The 17751-nt window shown below is 57.5% G+C and carries 16 protein-coding genes; 11 read left to right on the top strand and 5 right to left on the bottom strand.

The features are described 5' to 3' along the window. Positions 1-126: 126 nt before the first annotated feature. Together V9G17_06015 and V9G17_06010 are read right to left on the bottom strand one after the other, a co-directional pair. Positions 127-915 (bottom strand): SDR family oxidoreductase, encoded by a 789-nt coding sequence (locus V9G17_06015; protein MEI2752140.1) that lies wholly within the window; start codon positions 913-915, stop codon positions 127-129. A 100-nt stretch (positions 916-1015) separates the two neighbouring features. Continuing rightward, the gene (locus tag V9G17_06010; GenBank protein ID MEI2752139.1) at positions 1016-1381 is read right to left on the bottom strand and encodes a VOC family protein; all 366 of its coding nucleotides are present in this window, start codon (positions 1379-1381) and stop codon (positions 1016-1018) included. 219 nt (positions 1382-1600) lie between these two features. Between V9G17_06010 and V9G17_06005 the strand changes: the two genes are divergently transcribed. The 11 genes from V9G17_06005 (at position 1601) to V9G17_05955 (ending at position 12971) form a co-directional block, all read left to right on the top strand. Next, entirely contained in the window at positions 1601-2017 is a 417-nt protein-coding gene (locus tag V9G17_06005; protein MEI2752138.1) for a VOC family protein, read from the top strand. 141 nt (positions 2018-2158) lie between these two features. Continuing rightward, entirely contained in the window at positions 2159-2515 is a 357-nt protein-coding gene (locus V9G17_06000; protein MEI2752137.1) for a YciI family protein, read from the top strand. Between the two features lie 50 nt (positions 2516-2565). Continuing rightward, positions 2566-2925 carry a YciI family protein gene (locus tag V9G17_05995; protein MEI2752136.1) on the top strand — a complete coding sequence of 120 codons (360 nt, stop codon included), beginning with the start codon at positions 2566-2568 and terminating at the stop codon, positions 2923-2925. Positions 2926-3016: 91 nt separating this feature from the next. Then, a complete protein-coding gene (locus tag V9G17_05990; protein ID MEI2752135.1) occupies positions 3017-4198 on the top strand; it encodes an exo-alpha-sialidase in 1182 nt (393 codons plus the stop codon). 293 nt (positions 4199-4491) lie between these two features. Next, on the top strand, positions 4492-4788 hold the full coding sequence (locus V9G17_05985; protein MEI2752134.1) for a MoaD/ThiS family protein: 297 nt from the start codon (positions 4492-4494) through the stop codon (positions 4786-4788). A gap of 129 nt (positions 4789-4917) precedes the next feature. After that, entirely contained in the window at positions 4918-5403 is a 486-nt protein-coding gene (locus V9G17_05980; GenBank protein MEI2752133.1) for a VOC family protein, read from the top strand. A 299-nt stretch (positions 5404-5702) separates the two neighbouring features. Beyond that, positions 5703-6305: a DUF1579 domain-containing protein gene (locus V9G17_05975; GenBank protein ID MEI2752132.1), complete on the top strand. Its 603-nt coding sequence runs from the start codon at positions 5703-5705 to the stop codon at positions 6303-6305. A 139-nt stretch (positions 6306-6444) separates the two neighbouring features. Next, complete coding sequence (locus tag V9G17_05970; GenBank protein ID MEI2752131.1) at positions 6445-6879, top strand: hypothetical protein; 435 nt, start codon at positions 6445-6447, stop codon at positions 6877-6879. Between the two features lie 287 nt (positions 6880-7166). Beyond that, complete coding sequence (locus tag V9G17_05965; GenBank protein MEI2752130.1) at positions 7167-8363, top strand: efflux RND transporter periplasmic adaptor subunit; 1197 nt, start codon at positions 7167-7169, stop codon at positions 8361-8363. Further along, positions 8360-11539, top strand: coding sequence for a multidrug efflux RND transporter permease subunit (locus tag V9G17_05960; protein ID MEI2752129.1), 3180 nt, complete (start codon positions 8360-8362; stop codon positions 11537-11539). Before V9G17_05965 ends, V9G17_05960 begins: the two co-directional genes overlap by 4 nt. Further along, on the top strand, positions 11532-12971 hold the full coding sequence (locus V9G17_05955; GenBank protein MEI2752128.1) for an efflux transporter outer membrane subunit: 1440 nt from the start codon (positions 11532-11534) through the stop codon (positions 12969-12971). The genes V9G17_05960 and V9G17_05955 overlap by 8 nt, the downstream gene beginning before the upstream one ends. Positions 12972-14488: 1517 nt before the next feature. Here the strand turns inward: V9G17_05955 and V9G17_05950 are convergent. The 3 genes from V9G17_05950 to V9G17_05940 form a co-directional block, all read right to left on the bottom strand. Continuing rightward, entirely contained in the window at positions 14489-14851 is a 363-nt protein-coding gene (locus V9G17_05950) for a hypothetical protein (protein ID MEI2752127.1), read from the bottom strand. Positions 14852-15529: 678 nt separating this feature from the next. Beyond that, complete coding sequence (locus tag V9G17_05945; GenBank protein ID MEI2752126.1) at positions 15530-16726, bottom strand: DUF2235 domain-containing protein; 1197 nt, start codon at positions 16724-16726, stop codon at positions 15530-15532. A gap of 458 nt (positions 16727-17184) precedes the next feature. Next, entirely contained in the window at positions 17185-17748 is a 564-nt protein-coding gene (locus V9G17_05940) for a hypothetical protein (GenBank protein ID MEI2752125.1), read from the bottom strand. Positions 17749-17751: the final 3 nt, after the last annotated feature.

The following is a 17751-nucleotide window of genomic DNA, read 5'->3' as shown; positions in this document are numbered from 1 at the left end:
CCAATGATGCGTTGGAGCAGATGGGTTCGCACTCGAACCGTATCGCCATTCAGCTGATCACCTGTTGGTCACACCTCTGTGGCCGTGGCGCCCAGGTCGGTACAGGTCGCCGGCTTGTCTGCCCCCTCAGTATATTGTGCGCACAAGTCCGCCTTCGGCGCGGATACAGGCTCCATTGATGACCGACGCCCGCGCGCTGCACACAAAGGCGACGATGTCTCCGATTTCTCGGGGCTCGATCAGGCGACCGATGAGGGACGTCGGACGGTTCTCCGCAATGAATCGACGTTCAGCCTCCGTCTGAGGAACGCCGGGAAAGACATCCCGGATGAATTTCTCAACTCCCTCGGTGCGTGTGGGGCCGGGGAGCACGGAGTTCACCGTGACCGTTGTGCCTTTGGTGAGTTCAGCCAAGGAGCGAGCGATTCCCAACTGCATCGTCTTGGTGGCGCTGTAGTGCGCCATCTCGGGCGCGGGTGAAATCCCTGATTCACTCGAGATGAACACGATCCGCCCATGGCCGCGTGCCAACATTCCCTTGAGATACTGTCGTGCCAGCCGCACGCCGCTCATGATATTGACGTCGAATATCTTCTGCCAGGCGGCATCTGTCTCATCGAAAAATCCGATGGCTTCGTAGATACCCAGATTGTTGACGAGGATATCGACCTCCGACCAGGTCGAGAGGGTTGTCGCGCATCCCTCGGCGGTGCCGTTATCAGCCACCAGGCCGACGAGGTCGAGGTTGGACAGGCTCCGGCGGAGTTCCGCCAATGCCGTCTCGACGCTGGACGGTGTGCGACCGTTGACGATGACTCGTGCCCCTTCGATGGCCAGGGAGCGCGCGATTTCCAGCCCGATGCCTCCGGTCGAGGCGGTCACGAGAGCGGTCAGACCATTCAAGTTCAAGTGCATGCCAACAGACCTCCCACGCTGAAGGGTTTTCTTCTCAGCCCAGGCCAGGGACCAAGGTTGGTGGAGACGTTCCGATCGCCAACGGATGCCGTCCCTCGCATCAGGATTTCCGTCGATGGATAATGATGGAATTCCCATCCGGGTCTGAGACGATCGCCATGTGGCAGACGGGTGTTTCCAGCGGTTCAAGCCGGAACGGGCACTGGTGCTCCTTGAGGCGTGCAATGGCCGCGGTGAAATCTTCCACTTCGAGACCGACCGACCCGCCGCCTGGGGACGGCTTCCAATCCGGTGCGCTGTTTCCGATGCTGAGCGTGTTCGACCCGAGATCGTATTCGACGAACCCCTTGTCTCCCTTGCCGAAAAACCGCGATTCTTTGAGCCCCAACAGGCCCTCATAAAACCGCCGCGCCCGCGGGAGGTCGGTAACCGGATAACAGGTGAACGCGATGTCCGTGACCTTCATGTCGCTCCTTTCGTCGATTGGTCGGCGCCCAGCCTATGCTGCACGTTGGCGATCGTGCTTGCAAGGGCGGTGGTGGTCGTTACCGCCGAGGTAGAGTCGGAGGTGCTGAGTTCCTAACAACTCGAAATTATAAGCGATTCATTGGTTCGTTGTGCCATGTCGATTTTGCCCGATGCCGACGACTATCTTCTGTAAGGGGATAACGAACAGAAGGAGGACATGATGGCGACCAGGACCAAGAAACGGGCGGTGAAGAAACCACAGGCGGCGGCCAGTGTTGTCTGGTTTGAGGTGCCCGCCGACGATCTCGACCGGGCGAAGAAATTTTATGGCGCATTGTTTGGCTGGAGCTTCGCCAAAATTCCTGCCGCCATCGACGACTACTGGCACATTGATACTGGGGGGAAGGATGCGACGCCCGACGGCGGCCTGATGCCACGTCTGTATCCGGAACAGTCCATCACCAACTATGTGGGTGTGCCGTCGGTGACGATGGCAATGAAGAAGGTCGAGAAGCTGGGAGGCACGATTTGCAAGCTCAAGACGGCAGTGCCCGGCATGGGCTATTTCGCGATCTGTCAGGAGACGGAGGGCAATACGTTTGCCCTATGGGAAATGAACGAACGCGCCAAGTGAGAATGCTGCACAAAAGCCCTCCAGCGTCGTTCTTGTATCGCTCACTGCGGCCCTGCTGGCCTGGCTGGCCTGGCTTGTTCAGCATTCTCAATGCAGTCGTAGCCCCTTAGCACCGTGAATCCATTCGAGAGAGGAGTGGTCATGAAATATCTCTGCCTGGTGTATGTCGAAGAAAAGACGTTGAATGCCCTGCCCCGGGATCAGCGAGTCGCGTTGTCGGACGAATCGATGGCCTACTGTGATGAGCTGCAACAAAACGGACAGCTTCTTGGAGCCTCTCCCCTTCACCCGGTCGAAGCGGCAACGACGGTGCGGGTACGCGCCGGGAAGGTCTCCACGACCGATGGGCCCTTTGCTGAAACGAAGGAGCAGCTGGGCGGGTACCTGTTGATCGATGTCAGAGATCTCAACGACGCCGTCCGGATCGCCTCGAAGTTTCCCGCCGCTCAGTACGGCAGTATCGAGGTGCGGCCGATCAAAGAGGGCGGCTGTGCGTGATGGTTCGGTCGATTAAGGTCACGGATCGATGAGCCTTGTGGAGGCGCGGCATGAAATTCATCTTGTTGGTGCATCACGACGAAACGGCATTCGAGCAGATGAGCGACGAGACAAAGAAGGGCCTGCTGACGGAATCGATCGGGCTCTGCCATCAATTGGATGCGAAGGGGGAGTATGTGCACGCCTCGCCGGTTCACCCGGCTGCCACGGCGGCGATCGTTCGGGTTCGAGAAGGTACGCCCATTGTCACCGACGGCCCCTTCATCGAAACGCGGGAGCAGATGGCGGGCTATTTTCTGATCGAGGGGAAGGATCGTGATGCAGCCGTGGCGATTGCCGGTCGGGTGCCCGGCGCGCGCATCGGGACGGTTGAGGTGCGGCAAGTGAGGGAGATCACTGGATTGCCGTGACGCGTGAAGAATGAATGCTTCAGACGTTTCAGGAGATACGAACGACGAGATACGCGTTACGGAATACTCACGGTTGAGAAAGGAGTCCGATATGAGCCGGGTACGGGTACTTGTCGGGACGAAGAAAGGCGCGTTCATCCTCACCTCGGATGGTACACGGAAACGGTGGGACGTGCAGGGGCCTTACTTCGGTGGTTGGGAGATGTACCATCTGAAAGCGTCGCCTGTCGATCCGAATCGGTTGTATGCCTCGCAGACCAGCAGCTGGTTCGGCCAGGTGATTCAGCGGTCGGATGACGGCGGCAAGACCTGGAACCCGCCGGGAACCAAACCGGAAGATTTGATGGGGACGGACGGGATGCCCAATGGCGCCAGCAACATGTTCGTCTACGATGCGTCGACGGAAACCGGCCGGCCGCTGACCACCCACCAGCATTATGACGGCACGCAGCGGCCATGGGAGTTCAAACGCATCTGGCACTTGGAACCCTCGCTGACCGATCCGGATACGGTCTTTGCCGGTGCGGAGGATGCCGCAATCTTCAAATCATCGGATGGGGGCAAAACCTGGAGTGAACTGCCGGGCCTCCGCAGCGCGAAGGGCCATCTTTGGCAGCCTGGCGCCGGAGGGATGTGCCTGCATACCATTCTGTTGGACCAGAGCCGGCCCAATCGTATGTACATTGCCATCTCTGCGGCGGGGGCCTTCCGCACCGACGATGGCGGCAAGACCTGGAAACCGATCAATCGCGGTCTCACATCACCATATGAGTTGCCGGACGCGGATGTCGAAGTCGGCCACTGTGTGCATCGCATTACCATGCATCCGTCACGTCCGAACGTGCTGTTCATGCAGAAGCATTGGGATGTCCTGCGTAGCGACGATGCCGGCGACTCGTGGCATGAAGTCAGCGGCAACCTGCCGAGCGATTTTGGGTTTCCAATTGCGGTGCATGCCCATGAACCGAATACGGTCTATGTGGTGCCGATCAAGAGCGATTCGGAACATTATCCGCCGGAGGGGAAACTCCGGGTGTATCGCAGCAAGACCGGCGGCAATGAATGGGAGGCCCTCACGAAGGGGCTGCCGCAACAGGATTGTTATGTGAACATTCTGCGGGACGCGATGGCAGTGGATTCACTGGAGCCCTGTGGGCTCTATTTCGGGACGACCGGTGGGCAGGTCTATGCCTCCCGCGACGGCGGTGACAGTTGGACGGCGATTGTGCGGGATTTGCCGGGGGTGTTGTCTGTAGAGGTTCAGGCCCTGTAGCGAGACGCCGAAACCGCCTTCCAGCGGCGTTCTCGCCTCGGACGCGTCCTCAACGTAGCCCCAAGGCTACGCCTCCGGCGCCTCCGTCGGCTGCGGCCTTGCTGGAAAGGCGTTTTGAGCGCTCGCCAAGAATCGTCAGGTGCGGCCTTGCTGGACGTCCATTTTGAGCAGCCTTGTGATGAGGCGTAGCGGGTGAGAGGTCACGAGGAGTTGAACGTTTATCGAACCGTTCGCGAGATACGAGATACGCTTCACGAGATACGTATTCCAGCCCACGAGATGAGAGACAAACCATGGTACGAATCATATTGCCACAGCATTTGCGGACCTTGGCGCGTGTGACAGGGGAAGTGGCGCTGGATGTGACCTCTCCAGTGACGCAACGGGCCGTGCTCGATGCGCTTGAGGCTCGGTATCCCATGTTACGTGGAACTATTCGTGACCACGTGACGCACAAGCGGCGGCCGTTCATTCGTTTCTTTGCCTGCGAGCAGGATTTGTCGCACGAGTCGGCTGACAGTCCGCTCCCTGAGCTTGTCGTGACGGGCGCTGAGCCGTTGCTCGTTGTTGGGGCAATGGCGGGGGGATAAACAGGATGGAGAGCATATGGATCATAGCCTGTGGCAAACAGCGAAGGCCTGAAGGCACGGATGAATCTTGCTCTCGTGCCATGGGCTATACGCCATAAGCCATTGGCTCTTATCGAGGAGTGACCTGTCATGCAAAAGATAGCGCCATGTTTGTGGTTTGACGATCAGGCCGAAGAGGCAGCGAAGTTTTATGTGGCGACCTTCAAGAAGGCGAAGCTCGGTCCTATCACCTACTATGGCCAAGCCGGCGCGGAGGTCTCGGGACGGCCGAAGGGGTCGGTCATGACGGTGGCGTTTGAGATCGATGGGCAGGAGTTTCTCGCGCTGAACGGCGGCCCGATCTTCACGTTTTCTGAAGCGGTGTCGTTGATGGTGAAATGCGAGACGCAGGACGAGATTGATTACCTGTGGGAGGCCCTCTCTCAAGGTGGAGAAAAGGGACAATGCGGGTGGCTCAAAGATAAGTTTGGGCTCTCATGGCAGATCGTGGTGCCGGCGTGGGATGAGATGTCGCGCGACCAGGATGCTGCGAGGGCGGAGCGGGTCATGGTGGCCATTCTCAGTATGACCAAGCCGGACTTACAGCTTGTTCAACGGGCCTATGAGGGGCAGTGAACGCAGACAGGACTGGGAGGCACAACCATAATCGCCGTCAGTCTTCTGCCGGTTATGCCGTGGGTGCGATCGTGACACACGTATGGATCGATCAGCGAGCCGGTTGTGTTCCAGCTCGTGCGGGGTCTCTTCGACAGACTGCAAGTACACCTGCGCTTAGAGAGCAGGAAGAGCGGCTACGGGCGCGAGTGGCCGGGAAGCAGTGGGAGTGGGGTATGGCCAGACTTGATCTGATCGTATGAGACGAGCATAGTTCTAGAAGAAGATACTCAACTCCTCTGAGTCAAAATTAGGAGGTTATGATGCGATACATTACGGTGACACTGATTGCGCTTGCGGTGGTCATGAGCACGTCGTTTGTTTTCGCTAAAGAGAAAAAACATGACAAACAGATGGACCCGCAGGCGATGATGGAGCTCTGGCAGAAGTTGGCTCAGCCCGGCGAGCCGCATCAGGCGTTTGCTGGTTTGGCCGGCAGTTGGACGACGACGACCAAGGAGTGGATGGAGCCGGGCAAACCTCCCACGGAAGCCGGCGGGACCGCTGAACTGAAGATGCTGTTGGACGGACGCTTTCTCTATCAGGAGTTCAACAGCCAGATGATGGGGCAGCCGTTTTCGGGAATCGGGATCGATGCCTACGACAACGTGCGCAAAAAATATGTGACCGCCTGGATGGACACCATGGGAACGGGAATCTTTATCATGGAAGGAACGGCAAGTGCCGACGGAAAGACCATCACGCTGAAAGGGTCGCATCCCGAACCGGGCGGCGGGCAGATGCGCCATCGCGCAGTCTGGAAGTTGGTGGACCACAATACGCAGACGTTCGAGATGTATGGGAACCACGGGCACGGCAAGGAAGCGAAGATGATGGAGATCACCTATACGAGGAAGCCGTAAGGTGCCGGCCTCCGCGGTCGTGTTGCGTGACGCGTGCACATCAAGGGATGCTGACAGGATAGGACAGGGTGCAGATATCATGACCAGGGTTGCCGAATGAGCGGCTCGTGGGTCATCAATGTTTCGAATGGAGGCCTGTATGCAGCGAACGATAGGATTGCTCGCGATGGTGCTGATGTTGACGAGCCTGAGCGGCTGCAGTTATCTCTTTTACCCCCGAGCCGGTGACTATGCCACGCAGGCGAAGGGAGCGAACGGTGTCGAGACGATGATGAACCTCACCAGTATGATGGAGGCGACCGCCTCCAAGGCGAAGGGTGGAAAGGGTGTCGATACGGCTTTCGACGACCTACACAATCAGTTCCATGCCTTGAGTGATTCGTTTTGCGGTGTGACGGATGCACAAAGCAAAACACCGGCCTATGCGTTGGCGGTAACGCATAAGAAGGAACTCGGAGCGATCTTCAAGCGGCTGTGGAAGTTCAAAGAGGATCAGCCTCAGCGAGACCAGCATCTCGACTTGCTAGCTGCTGAGTTGAAAGAACTTCGCGAGACGGTACAGACGATCAAGTAGCGCTGGTTGCAGAGGGGATGGCAGTCGGGGAGCCCAGACGAAGGCCCGCCTCATCCCTAATCTTCATCCTCACCTTAATCATGTGTCACCTCGTTGTGAGGTATGACCCGTACGTCTCATGATGTCTCTTTTTGAGCAGTATCGGTAGCGTCCGGTGCTGCGTCTACACGCAACTATCAGCTGCATACGTGGCCCTGCCCGCGTTGCTTACGCAGGAGCAACTCTGTAAGATACGCGTCCGATTATTTTCCGTGAATTGCGTATTCAGCTTTTATCAGGGAGTAAGCATGGCCAGGCGATCACGACTTTCAACTGTAGCCCCGATGCTCTACGGGTGCCTTGCATTGGCGCTGCTCTCGAGTTGTAAGCAGGAGGTCGGGTCCTCCCAAGCTCCTCCAATGCCTGAGGTCGGTATTGTCGTGGCGACAGCGCAGGATGTGCCCGATGAGCCGGAGTTCATCGGACAGTCGGAGTCTTCGCGGCCGGTGGAAATCAGATCGCAGGTGACTGGGATTCTTAAGGAGTGGTTCTTCAAGGAAGGCCGCGACGTTAAAAAAGGCGACCGCCTGTATCAAATCGATCCGGTGCCCTTCCATGCCGCGATGTTGAGCGCCAAGGCGAAAGTCGCTCAGGCGGAAGCGCGACTGGTGCAGGCCAAGCAGAATTTAGCCAGGGTGAAGCCCTTGCTGGCCGAGCAGGCTGTGAGTACGAAAGATGTCGATGATGCGGTGGCCGAAGAAATGGCCGCGAAGGCAAACCTCGAAGGCGCCAAGGCGGAACTGGTCAAAGCCAAATTCGATCTCGACAACACGCTGATTGTGGCCCCTATCAGCGGCATGATCGAGCGGACGCGCGTGTATGAAGGGCGGCTGGTGTCGGCCCAAACCGATCTCCTGACGATCATTCAGCAGGTCGATCCCATGTATGTGATTGTCAGCGCGCCGGAAAGTTTTCTGCTGAAGCGACAGCGTGACAGTACGGCCAAACGAATTCAGCACCCTGGCGTCTATCAATTGCGCGGTGTGCTGACCTTTGCGGACGGAACCACATACGGGCAGGAGGGGGTGTTGGACCTCCTGGATGTCGGACTCAAAACTGATACGGGCTCTCGGCAAGCGCGGGTGGTGTTTCCCAATCACGATCGTGTGTTGCTGCCGGGGCAGTTCGTACGGGTGCGCTTCAAGGGCACGGTGAAGACGGGCGCGATTCTGGTGCCGCAACGTGCTGTGCAGCAAGGCGCCAGGGGGTCTATCGTGTTTGTCGTCGGGAACGACGATAAGGTCGAGATGCGGGAGATTCAAGCCGCGAGCTGGCAAGGCAATCAATGGATCGTTGAGCAAGGGTTACATGTGGGGGACCGCATTATCGTGGAAGGTCTGCATAAGATCGCGCCCGGCGCGCCGGTGAAGCCCGTGCCGCTTCCTGCTCCTACCGCGACGACCGTTCCGACTGCCGCCAAGCCGCAGCCGGAGAACGCCTCGTGATCTCCCATTTTTTTATCGACCGCCCGATCTTTGCGTCGGTCCTCTCCATCGTCATCATGGTGATCGGCCTGGTCGCGCTGCAGGCGCTGCCGATCGCTCAATTTCCTGAAATCACTCCCCCCGTCGTCCAGATTGAGGCCGACTATCCGGGTGCCAATGCGGAGACCGTCGCCGACTCTGTGGCGCGCCCCATCGAGGTGCAGCTCCCTGGCATCGATAACCTGCTCTACTACGATTCCACCAGCACGAACGACGGGCACATGTCGATCAAGTTGACGTTCGAGATCGGCACGAATGTCGACATCGCCCAAGTGCAAACTCAGAATCGGGTGAAACTCGCGGAACCTCAGCTGCCGCCTGAGGTCGTGCGCCAGGGTGTTAACATCAATAAAGTCTCTCCCGATCTGCTGGCCGTGGTGGCGCTGAGCTCCACCGATCCGACGCATGACACGGTGTATTTGTCGAACTATGCGATTCTGCGGGTCCTCGATAACGTGAAGCGATTGCGCGGTGTGGGCAATGCGGTGGTGTTCGGCTCCCAAAACTATTCAATGCGGCTCATCCTGGACCCCGTCCGAATGGCTCAGCTCAGCTTGACGCCGACGGACATTGTCAACGTCGTGCGTGAGCAGAACCGTGATTTTCCTGCCGGGACGATCGGCCGTGAGCCGGCCTTGAAGGGCACCGAGCTCACGATTCCCGTCATTACGCAAGGCCGATTGACGGAGGTGAAGGAGTTCGAGGAGTTGATCGTCCGTGCCATGCCGAATGGATCGATGGTTCACTTGAAGGATGTGGCTCGCGTTGAACTGGGGGCACAGTCCTATACGTTGGAAGGGCGTTGGAACGGCAAACCGAATGTGTTTTTGTTGACCTTTCTTTCTCCTGGCGCTAATGCGCTCGAAACGGTGAAAGAGCTTCGAGCTGAACTCGCCGAGGTGTCCAAGAGTTTTCCGAGCGGCGTGTCCTACGATATTCCTTATGACACGACACGCTTCATCGATGTCTCCATTAAAGAAGTGGTGAAGACGCTGGCGGAAGCGATGGTGCTCGTGATTCTGGTGGTCTATCTTTTCCTCCAGAGTTGGCGCGCGACCTTGATTCCCGGCGTGGCGGTGCCGGTTTCTCTCGTCGGCACCTTTGCCGGGATGCAGGCCTTGGGTTTTTCCGTCAATACCTTAACTCTGTTCGGTATGGTATTGGCAATCGGCATCGTGGTGGATGACGCGATTGTTGTGGTGGAAAATTGCGAACGGCACATGACTGAAGGAGGGCTTTCTGCCAAGAATGCCGCCAAACGGGCGATGGAAGAGGTGACGGGGCCGGTCATTGCCATTGTGTTGGTGCTGTGTGCGGTATTTGTGCCGGTCGGATTCTTGGGTGGCATTACCGGCGAGTTGTATAAGCAGTTCGCCATTACCATTTCGATTGCGGTCATTATTTCCGGGTTTGTTGCGTTGACCCTCAGTCCAGCGCTCTGTGCCCTCGTTCTGAAGCCCGGTGAGGAGCGGCATCATGGATTGTTTGGCCTTTTTAATCGATTCTTTGCGTGGCTGCAGTTGCGGTATGTCTCGACAGTCGGCCTGGCGCTGACCCGACGATTTTTGTCGGTAGCGGTGTTTGCGGTTCTGCTGACCGGCGTATTCATGTTGTTCCGGATCATTCCGACCAGTTTCTTGCCTGAAGAAGATCAGGGGTACTTCATCACCATCGTGCAATTGCCCGATGGCGCCTCCAAGCAGCGGACGGATGCGGTACTGAGCAAGATCGAGAGTTATTTCCTGGCAAGTCCGGTCATCCATTCGACCGATTCCTTGTCGGGTCAGAACTTCGTCTTCAATACGCGAGGGCCCAATTCCGCCACGATGTTCGTGCCGTTGACACACTGGGACGAGCGCAAGGCTCCCCAGCACCATGTGAAGGCCCTGATCGGCGCCGCCTTTGGAGAGTTTGCTAAGATCCCGGAAGCGCTCATTCTGGCGTTCAATGCGCCTTCTATTCGCGGGCTCGGTGCGACGGGTGGGTTTACGCTGCAGCTTCAGGATCCGAGCAGCGGGGATTTCAACAAATTCTCCGCTGCCGCCCAGGAATTCGTCGGCAAGGCAAGGCAGAATCCGGCGGTCGGGGCGATCGGCACGAGTTTTCGCGTCAGTGCGCCGCGCATTCTTGCGACGGTCAATCGCGAGCGGGCCAAGGCGTTGGGCGTGCCGATCTCGGAAGTGTTCGATACCATGCAGGCCTATTTCGGCAATTTCTACATCAACGACTTCATTAAGTTCGGTCGCGTTTTCCGAGTACAGACCGAGGCCGATGCGCAGTATCGATCCACACCTGAGGATATCTCGAAGATTTATGTCCGGGCGATTGGGCCTCAGGGCGCCACCATGATTCCCTTAGACACGGTGGTGAAGACGGAGTTCTCGAGTGGTCCTGATCCGGTAACGCATTTTAATGGCTATAATACGGCGTTGGTGTTGGGGGCTGCGGCACCTGGATACAGCTCGGGTCAGGTGCTGGACGCGCTCGAACAAGTAGCGAACGAGGTGCTGGTCCCGCAGGGATACGGGATCGATTGGAGCGGCATTTCCTATCAAGAGCGTATGGTCGGCAGTCAGTCGCTCTATGCGTTCGCTTTCGGGTTGCTTATGGTGTTCCTGGTGCTGGCTGCGCAGTATGAGAGCTGGGTGGTGCCGTTTGCGGTGATTCTGGCGGTGCCGATCGGTTTATTCGGCGCGCTCAGCGCGGTCTGGCTGAAGGGTATGACCAATGATATTTATTTTCAGATCGGCCTGGTGACGCTGATCGGACTTTCGGCGAAAAACGCGATTCTGATCGTGGAATTCGCGAACAAACGATACGAGGAAGGCCATCCGTTACTGGAGTCGACGATGGAGGCGGCGAAGCTCCGGTTTCGGCCGATCGTCATGACGTCGATGGCCTTCATTCTCGGGGTGGTACCGTTGGTTATTGCCACCGGCGCCGGCGCCGCCAGCCGAAATTCCATCGGTACCGGGGTATTCGGAGGGATGTTGGCGGCGACCTTTCTGGCCATCTTTTTCGTGCCGCTATTTTTTGTGTTGATCCGCTCGTTGAGTCGCCGCGTGAAAAAGCAGACTCCTCCGGGACAGGATCCGCCGGGTGATCCCGAAAAGGAGCGAGACTATCAACATGCGTAGACTAGCCCTGGTTCTTTCCGCAACTCTTCTGGCGTCCTGTGCTGTCGGCCCTGACTTCACCAAGCCGGATGCGACCACCCCGGATGCCTTCCGTATGGCCGAGCCCGGTAGCGACGCGGCATCAATCGCGAATACTCCCTGGTGGGAGCTGCTCAAGGATCAGGAGCTGCAAAAGCTGATTCGTACGGCCTTGGATGAAAACAAGGACCTGAAGCGCGCGGCGGCGGCGGTGGAGGAGTTCCAATCTCGGTTGTTTATCGCCAAAACTGATTTCGCTCCGCAGATGACCGTGACGGCGAATGGGCCGGTGCTCGGTCGAAAAACCAATTTCTTGTTTCCCGGGTTCCCCAACCCGTTCAACTATTACCTGCAAGGCAACTTATCCTGGGAGCTCGACATCTGGGGGCGCATTCGTCGATCCAATGAGGCTGCGCGTGGGGATCTTTTGTCGCGAGAGGAAAATCGGCGTGCCATTGTTTTGCAGTTGGTGAGTGGCGTCGCGGAGGCCTACTTTGAGTTGTTGCAGTTCGATATGCAACTCGACATTGCGCGGCGAACACTCAAGTCTTGGGAGGAGTCCGTCAGGATCGCTCAGGCGCGTTTGCGGCAGGGAATGATTTCCAAGCTCGATGCCGATCAATTCGAGGCTCAGCGGGCTAATGCTGCTGCTAAGGCGGCGGAGTTCGAACGTCAGAAAGTACAGAAGGAAAATCAACTCAGTGTGCTGCTGGGCCGGAATCCGGGCCGGATTGTTCGTGGGCATTCCTTGACGGAGCAGGTGATGCCGCCCGACGTGCCTCCTGGTCTCCCCTCTGAATTATTGCAACGGCGTCCGGATATTCTGCAGGCGGAACAGGATCTAGCCGCCGCTACGGCTCGCATCGGGATGGCTAAAGCTGATCGTTTTCCGAAAGTGAGTATCACCGGCATCCTAGGTGTGGCGAGTCCGCATTTGTCACGGCTTGTGGCCAACGAAACGGCATTCGGCGTGGCAGGGTTTGGCTTGACCGGACCGTTGCTGAACGCACAGATTCTTGGTTTCCAGCAGGAGGCTGCTGAGGCGCAGGCCCGCCAGGCCGTGGCTCAGTATGAGCAGTCTGTGCTGGTCGCGTTTAGAGAGGTGGAAGATTCGCTCGTGGCAGTCAGGACGGTTCGGGAACAGCGTGTGGCACAGTTGCAGCAGGTAGACGCATTGCGGTCAGCACTGAGTCTCGCCAACCTTCGCTACAAGGGTGGGCTGGCAAATTACCTGGATGTGTTGATTGCGCAGCGCGATCTGTTTGAGGCCGAGCTGGCACTCATGGGTACGCATCGGCTGCATCTGGTGTCGATTGTGCAATTGTACAAAGCGTTGGGTGGTGGATGGATACCGGGAGAGGAGTCGCCGGTGCAACCTTTACCTGCGTCTTCTGGGTCCGAACAACGTTCGTGATGCTGGTTCCCTCGCTTCAGCTCTAGCCTGTCCCCCATTATTTCTTGCCGAATCTCTCATGCGTTGAGATGCAGTGCACGGGCATGCCGTCAGCCTAAATACCTTCGTGGAAATCCGGAAGGTGTTGCTGTGGGAGTCAGGCTCGTCGGTGTGCTGTGGTTGTGAGCGTGAGAATCATGGCGAGGATTCCGCCTAACAAAGCCATGAGCAGAATTGTAAGCCCGCTGTGTATCCATGCTGAGCTCGTCTGGACCCCGAGAACGATGTTCGTAAGGTTGAACGTCCAGAGGCTGGCTGCCACCCACCCCAAGTGCTCTGCCCGGTTTTGAGAAACACGAATGCCTGCCAGGGCGAAGCCCAGCACTCCTGACAATAAATTTCCTAGATACGTAGTCGACGGTTGGTTCTCCAGGTTCATCCCTGCCATAGCCATGCCCAGCCCGGCAGCAAAGGTAAGTCCATATACGATCGCCGCGTCACGTGTCACAGTTTTTAGGTAGGAGCTCATTGCCGGCTCTCCAACTGAGGGTGCTCGCCGGGTTGTCCTGTCTCCAATCGCTTCAAGGGAAAGAACAGCAGAGTGTGAGAGATGCCAGGAGAGGCCGCGGCATGTGGTAGTTGAGGTCTCATGCTCTCGGCTGTGAGGTGCTTCACCCGTGCCTCCATGTGATTTTCAATAAAATGTGCGATTTGGAGTAACCGCCCTGGGCGACGAGGGCGGGTGGGAACTCGGACTTTGGTTCCATCCTGGCCCAGAACTGGCTCTGGCGGACCGCTCACATGGTGTTACGGCCTTCTTTTGTGAGTTGGACTGAGAGGGCGGGCCGCGGAGTTGATTGATTTTCGGTTACGCCACCAACGACTAAGACGCCGAGTCAGCGCAAACACGAGGTTGTCGATTGCGAGCACCACCGCGCCGATGATGAACAATCCCAAAACGAGGGCGAGTTCTACGTCAATGGACATGGTCTATTCCGTCGGTCTAGTCACGCGTGAGTCATGAGGTGTGCGAGGTGTTTCAGTGTGTGACCCTCTTTCTGATTATCGTGACCAGGATGCCTCGTGCCGAGTGCTTCGTGGCATCCTGGTCGGGATTCTGAAACTAGGCAGCCAGGTGAGCGATCGCTTCTGCTCCTAGGTGGATAATCTCTCTGTCGTGGGCGGGAGTTCCGGAAGTGGGAAGATGGAGTGGGGTGCCTTGAGTCGCTCGGTTGTGCTGCAAGATCTTCTCGGCCACATTCCCGCAGTTCATGCATCGTTTGGCTTGAAGCCACATGGGCCCCGAGGAGTCTTCCATGTCCAAAAGGAAATCTTCGACCATACATCCGTTGCAGCGAGTACAGTTCATAATGTGTCCTCCATTGTTCAGTGCCTATGTGTAAGCGTAGGTCCGGAAGGTCCTCTCCGATAGACCTGAATGAAGTACTTCCTTGGCGGTACCCGTAAAGGCGTGGTGTCGAGGGCGTATCATCGTGCGTTCCTTTCGAGGGCAGGGGAGGGCCTGCCCTATCTATGTCCTACTCTGCAACTGTAATGGTGAGTTCCGAGCGTATATCTTGAAATTCGGGCTCCGGGGGCAGGTGTGCGGCGAGAAATCCATCTAGATGAGTGCGCTCATCGGCATCCATGATGAGCAACTCCACGCCAAATCGATCTCCTTGTACCCAAGTCACTTGTGCCAAATGGACCGACACGGGTCGGTGGGCGTCGGGCCGCTGTAGCTTTAGTGCGAGATAGTCTCCATCCACGAGGCTGTGAGGGGTGGGGCAAGGTGATCCGTCCGGGTCGGTATCGAGGATACGGCCTCTGTCGGCGCAGCCCATGGTCACATCAGACAGGATGCAGTGGACTAAGAGCTTTCGATGGGATGGACGAGTCATACGAGCCTCCTGCATCCGATGAGCGGGTTCGCCGTCATCTCGATCCTGAGAGTAGCTCGGTTGTGCCTGATCAGATAGTCTGCGAAGTGGGTACTTCTAACGAGGGAACGGCCAGGGCTGGGCTGCCGGAAACAACGGCCGCGAGCAACTGTAATATGCGTCCAGGGCTTCCCTGGGTGTATGGGCTAGCGTGTCGTGGGTTTGTCTGTGAGGGTGGGGGGCGAGGTATTCATCGGAGACAGCTGGTCAGTCAGATAACGGTGCAATGCCGCATAGTCCTGGTGTTCAGGTCCCAGGTGGATAGTTCCGTGCTGCTTTCCGGTTAAGAGTGCCCATGCAACCGCCTGTTGAACCAATTGCGTGTCGGATAGTGCATAACGAGAGAACTGAGCTCGCGCCGCCGGCGGCACTATCACTTCGATCGAAACAGGGGCAGAGCTGTACGTACAATAAAACTGATGGCCGGTACGAAACACCAAATGGATGCCCTCGATCGATACGGCGCCGTGATGATCGCAGGTGAGACAGTAGAACCACGTGAGTCCACTGGGTGATGGCGAGAGGCCTCGGCGTGTCGTTCCTTCGGTCATGATGCCCCCGCAATCCGGCTTTGGACAACGGGGTCTCTGGCGTGAGAGAGGTGCGCTCGGTGAAAGCATGGCTTCTTCATCTGCAGGTTCATTCGAAATGTAAGACACTCTTCAACCCTTCGTTTTTGGGTCGATACTGGGGGTCGTGGATCAGGCGTGCGTGGACGGAGGCATCCAGCACTTCAGTATTCGTCCCTGTTTGCATGACTGGCCGATAGAATCGTGAATGAAACCATTTCCGAAAGCTGCCAAGACACTCGGTGAAGGAATCGTGGATGGGGCTCAGGGCGTTGGGCTTCACGGGGATCGCCTGCGCCCCAATGGCTAATCCCTTCTCGATCGAGTGCAGTTGTAGCCAGGCTAAGCCGAAGTCGGCCAGATTCCGGTCCGGATAGGTTCCGCCTAAGTCGCCGTGTGCGCCGGCGAACCATCGTTGTTCAATAGATTGGTCGGGGCCGGCTGGAGAGGTCCATAGGGTCGCGTTGTGGTCCGCACGATGCTCATCAATGGCGAGGGCGTGGTAAGCCCGTCTCACGATTGCGCTCAACTCCGTATCGTGAAAGTTGTAACGGTGATCGTTCAACCACTTGAGGGCGTTCGTCGGAATGCCAAGCGGGCCGACCGTGTCCCAGAGACCCAGCAACGTGATGGAAACCTCTAGTGTTCCTCGCCGTCGTGTGGACGGCGGTATCCTGCGGTGGCCATTGCTGGGCCCATTTCGATAGAGGCGATAGGCTTCGTCGAGCGCTTGATTGGAGGGATCGAGGATGAGCTCGGTGAGGCATTGGGTAAGAGATGTAGACGGTTCAGCTGAGCTCGCAAGCTGGGAGGCTGCCTCGCGTACACGGCCGACAAGGTCTGCGTTCAGTAACTCTGCAGAGACGAGGCCTGTGGTGTTGAGAAGGCCCGCCAGGGAACGGGCGGTATACGCGCCGCGACTGAACCCATAGATAAAGAGATCGTCTCCTGGTTCATAAGAGGCTGCGAGATACGCGTAACCATGGAGAATCGATTGGTCCACCCCGTAACCAAATGCGCCATCGCGGAACCGATGAAACCAGGGGAATTGGGTTCCGGAGTCATACCATTTTTGTTGCGCCCGTCCGTCGCACGTCCTCGGCAGGATGGAATGGTAGAGCCGCAGCACATTCGTGGTCGCTGTTGACTCTTGGCGCATGCCGGGAGGGGGTTGTTGGGCGGAAATGCCTGAGGACGGTACCCATCCCTCAGTGTCCGGAGGTTGCTCCCACATGCCGTCGAAGCACAGAATCAATTGTTTGGACACACAACGTCTTTCTCTCACGCAGCCGAGAGACCAATGGAGCACTTCGTGTGATCCGCTTGCCGTGAGAGGAAGCGGTCCGGTTCAAGCAGCGATGTGGCTGCAAGGGCTCGGCCCTACGAGAGCAATCTTAATGCCACTATTGTTTGTCATGGGTCTGGCGACGCGGGCATCATGGAATGTGAAAGATAGACGGGGGAATGGCGCGGGAACAGCCCTTGTGGACGGAGAGTGAAGAAAGGTTGCCGTTCACTGGTGAGATCTCTGTATCGAATGGGATACGTGTTCGTATCCGAACGCATACTCAGTGCATTCGTGAACTTGTGGGGGAATGTGGTGGTGGTAGTTGAGCGAGAGCCGCGCGGGTGAGCAGAGAATCGTTTCGGCCTTTTGCTTAAGGATGCTCACGCAGCTGATGGTGAGTCAAAATTCGTTCGTCGCGCAGATGCATGGGGGCGCGGCTATTGGCCGCCGGACTTTCTGAGTAGCTCTCGATCCTGTTCGATTTGGGAGGCCAGCTGGTGGAGTGCTTGTGTGGTGGCGTCGGTGATGGGGTCTTGATCAGAGGCCGTAACCCATCTCACTGACGAGCCGAACGCTTCGCCTTCGGATGCGTAGGTCTTGAGCGGAGCTTGGCCGGAAACAGATAAGTCGGTTTCAAGATGTACCCGGTACAGGTAGCGGTCAGGTGCCCGAAGTGTCAGCCATGCTTTGACAACCAGGCGTAGGTCGGCGGGTTCTGTGCCGATGGTGGTAAAGGTTTGACGCTGTGCGAAATACTCGATGATGGCATGTCGCAAGTCTGTCGCCGGCCATTCAAGGAGGGGAATGCCCGGCATATGATCCGCCCCTTCTATGGCGAGGAACGGCACCTCGAGCTGCACTCTAGCGGGTAACGTCGCGGAACTCTGTTCCTGCGGCATCGGGGCGACGTGGATGTTGTGCACACACCCGGAGGCGAGGAGAGATGCGGAACAGAACAGGATGGTCAGTCGATGCCTGATTTTCGGCATGGTTCGAAGCATACG

Origin of the sequence: Nitrospira sp. (assembly GCA_037045225.1) — a bacterium.
In the GTDB taxonomy this organism is placed as follows: domain Bacteria; phylum Nitrospirota; class Nitrospiria; order Nitrospirales; family Nitrospiraceae; genus Nitrospira_A.
The sequence above is the reverse complement of the archived record's forward strand: the minus strand, read 5'-3'. Positions and strand labels throughout refer to the sequence as shown.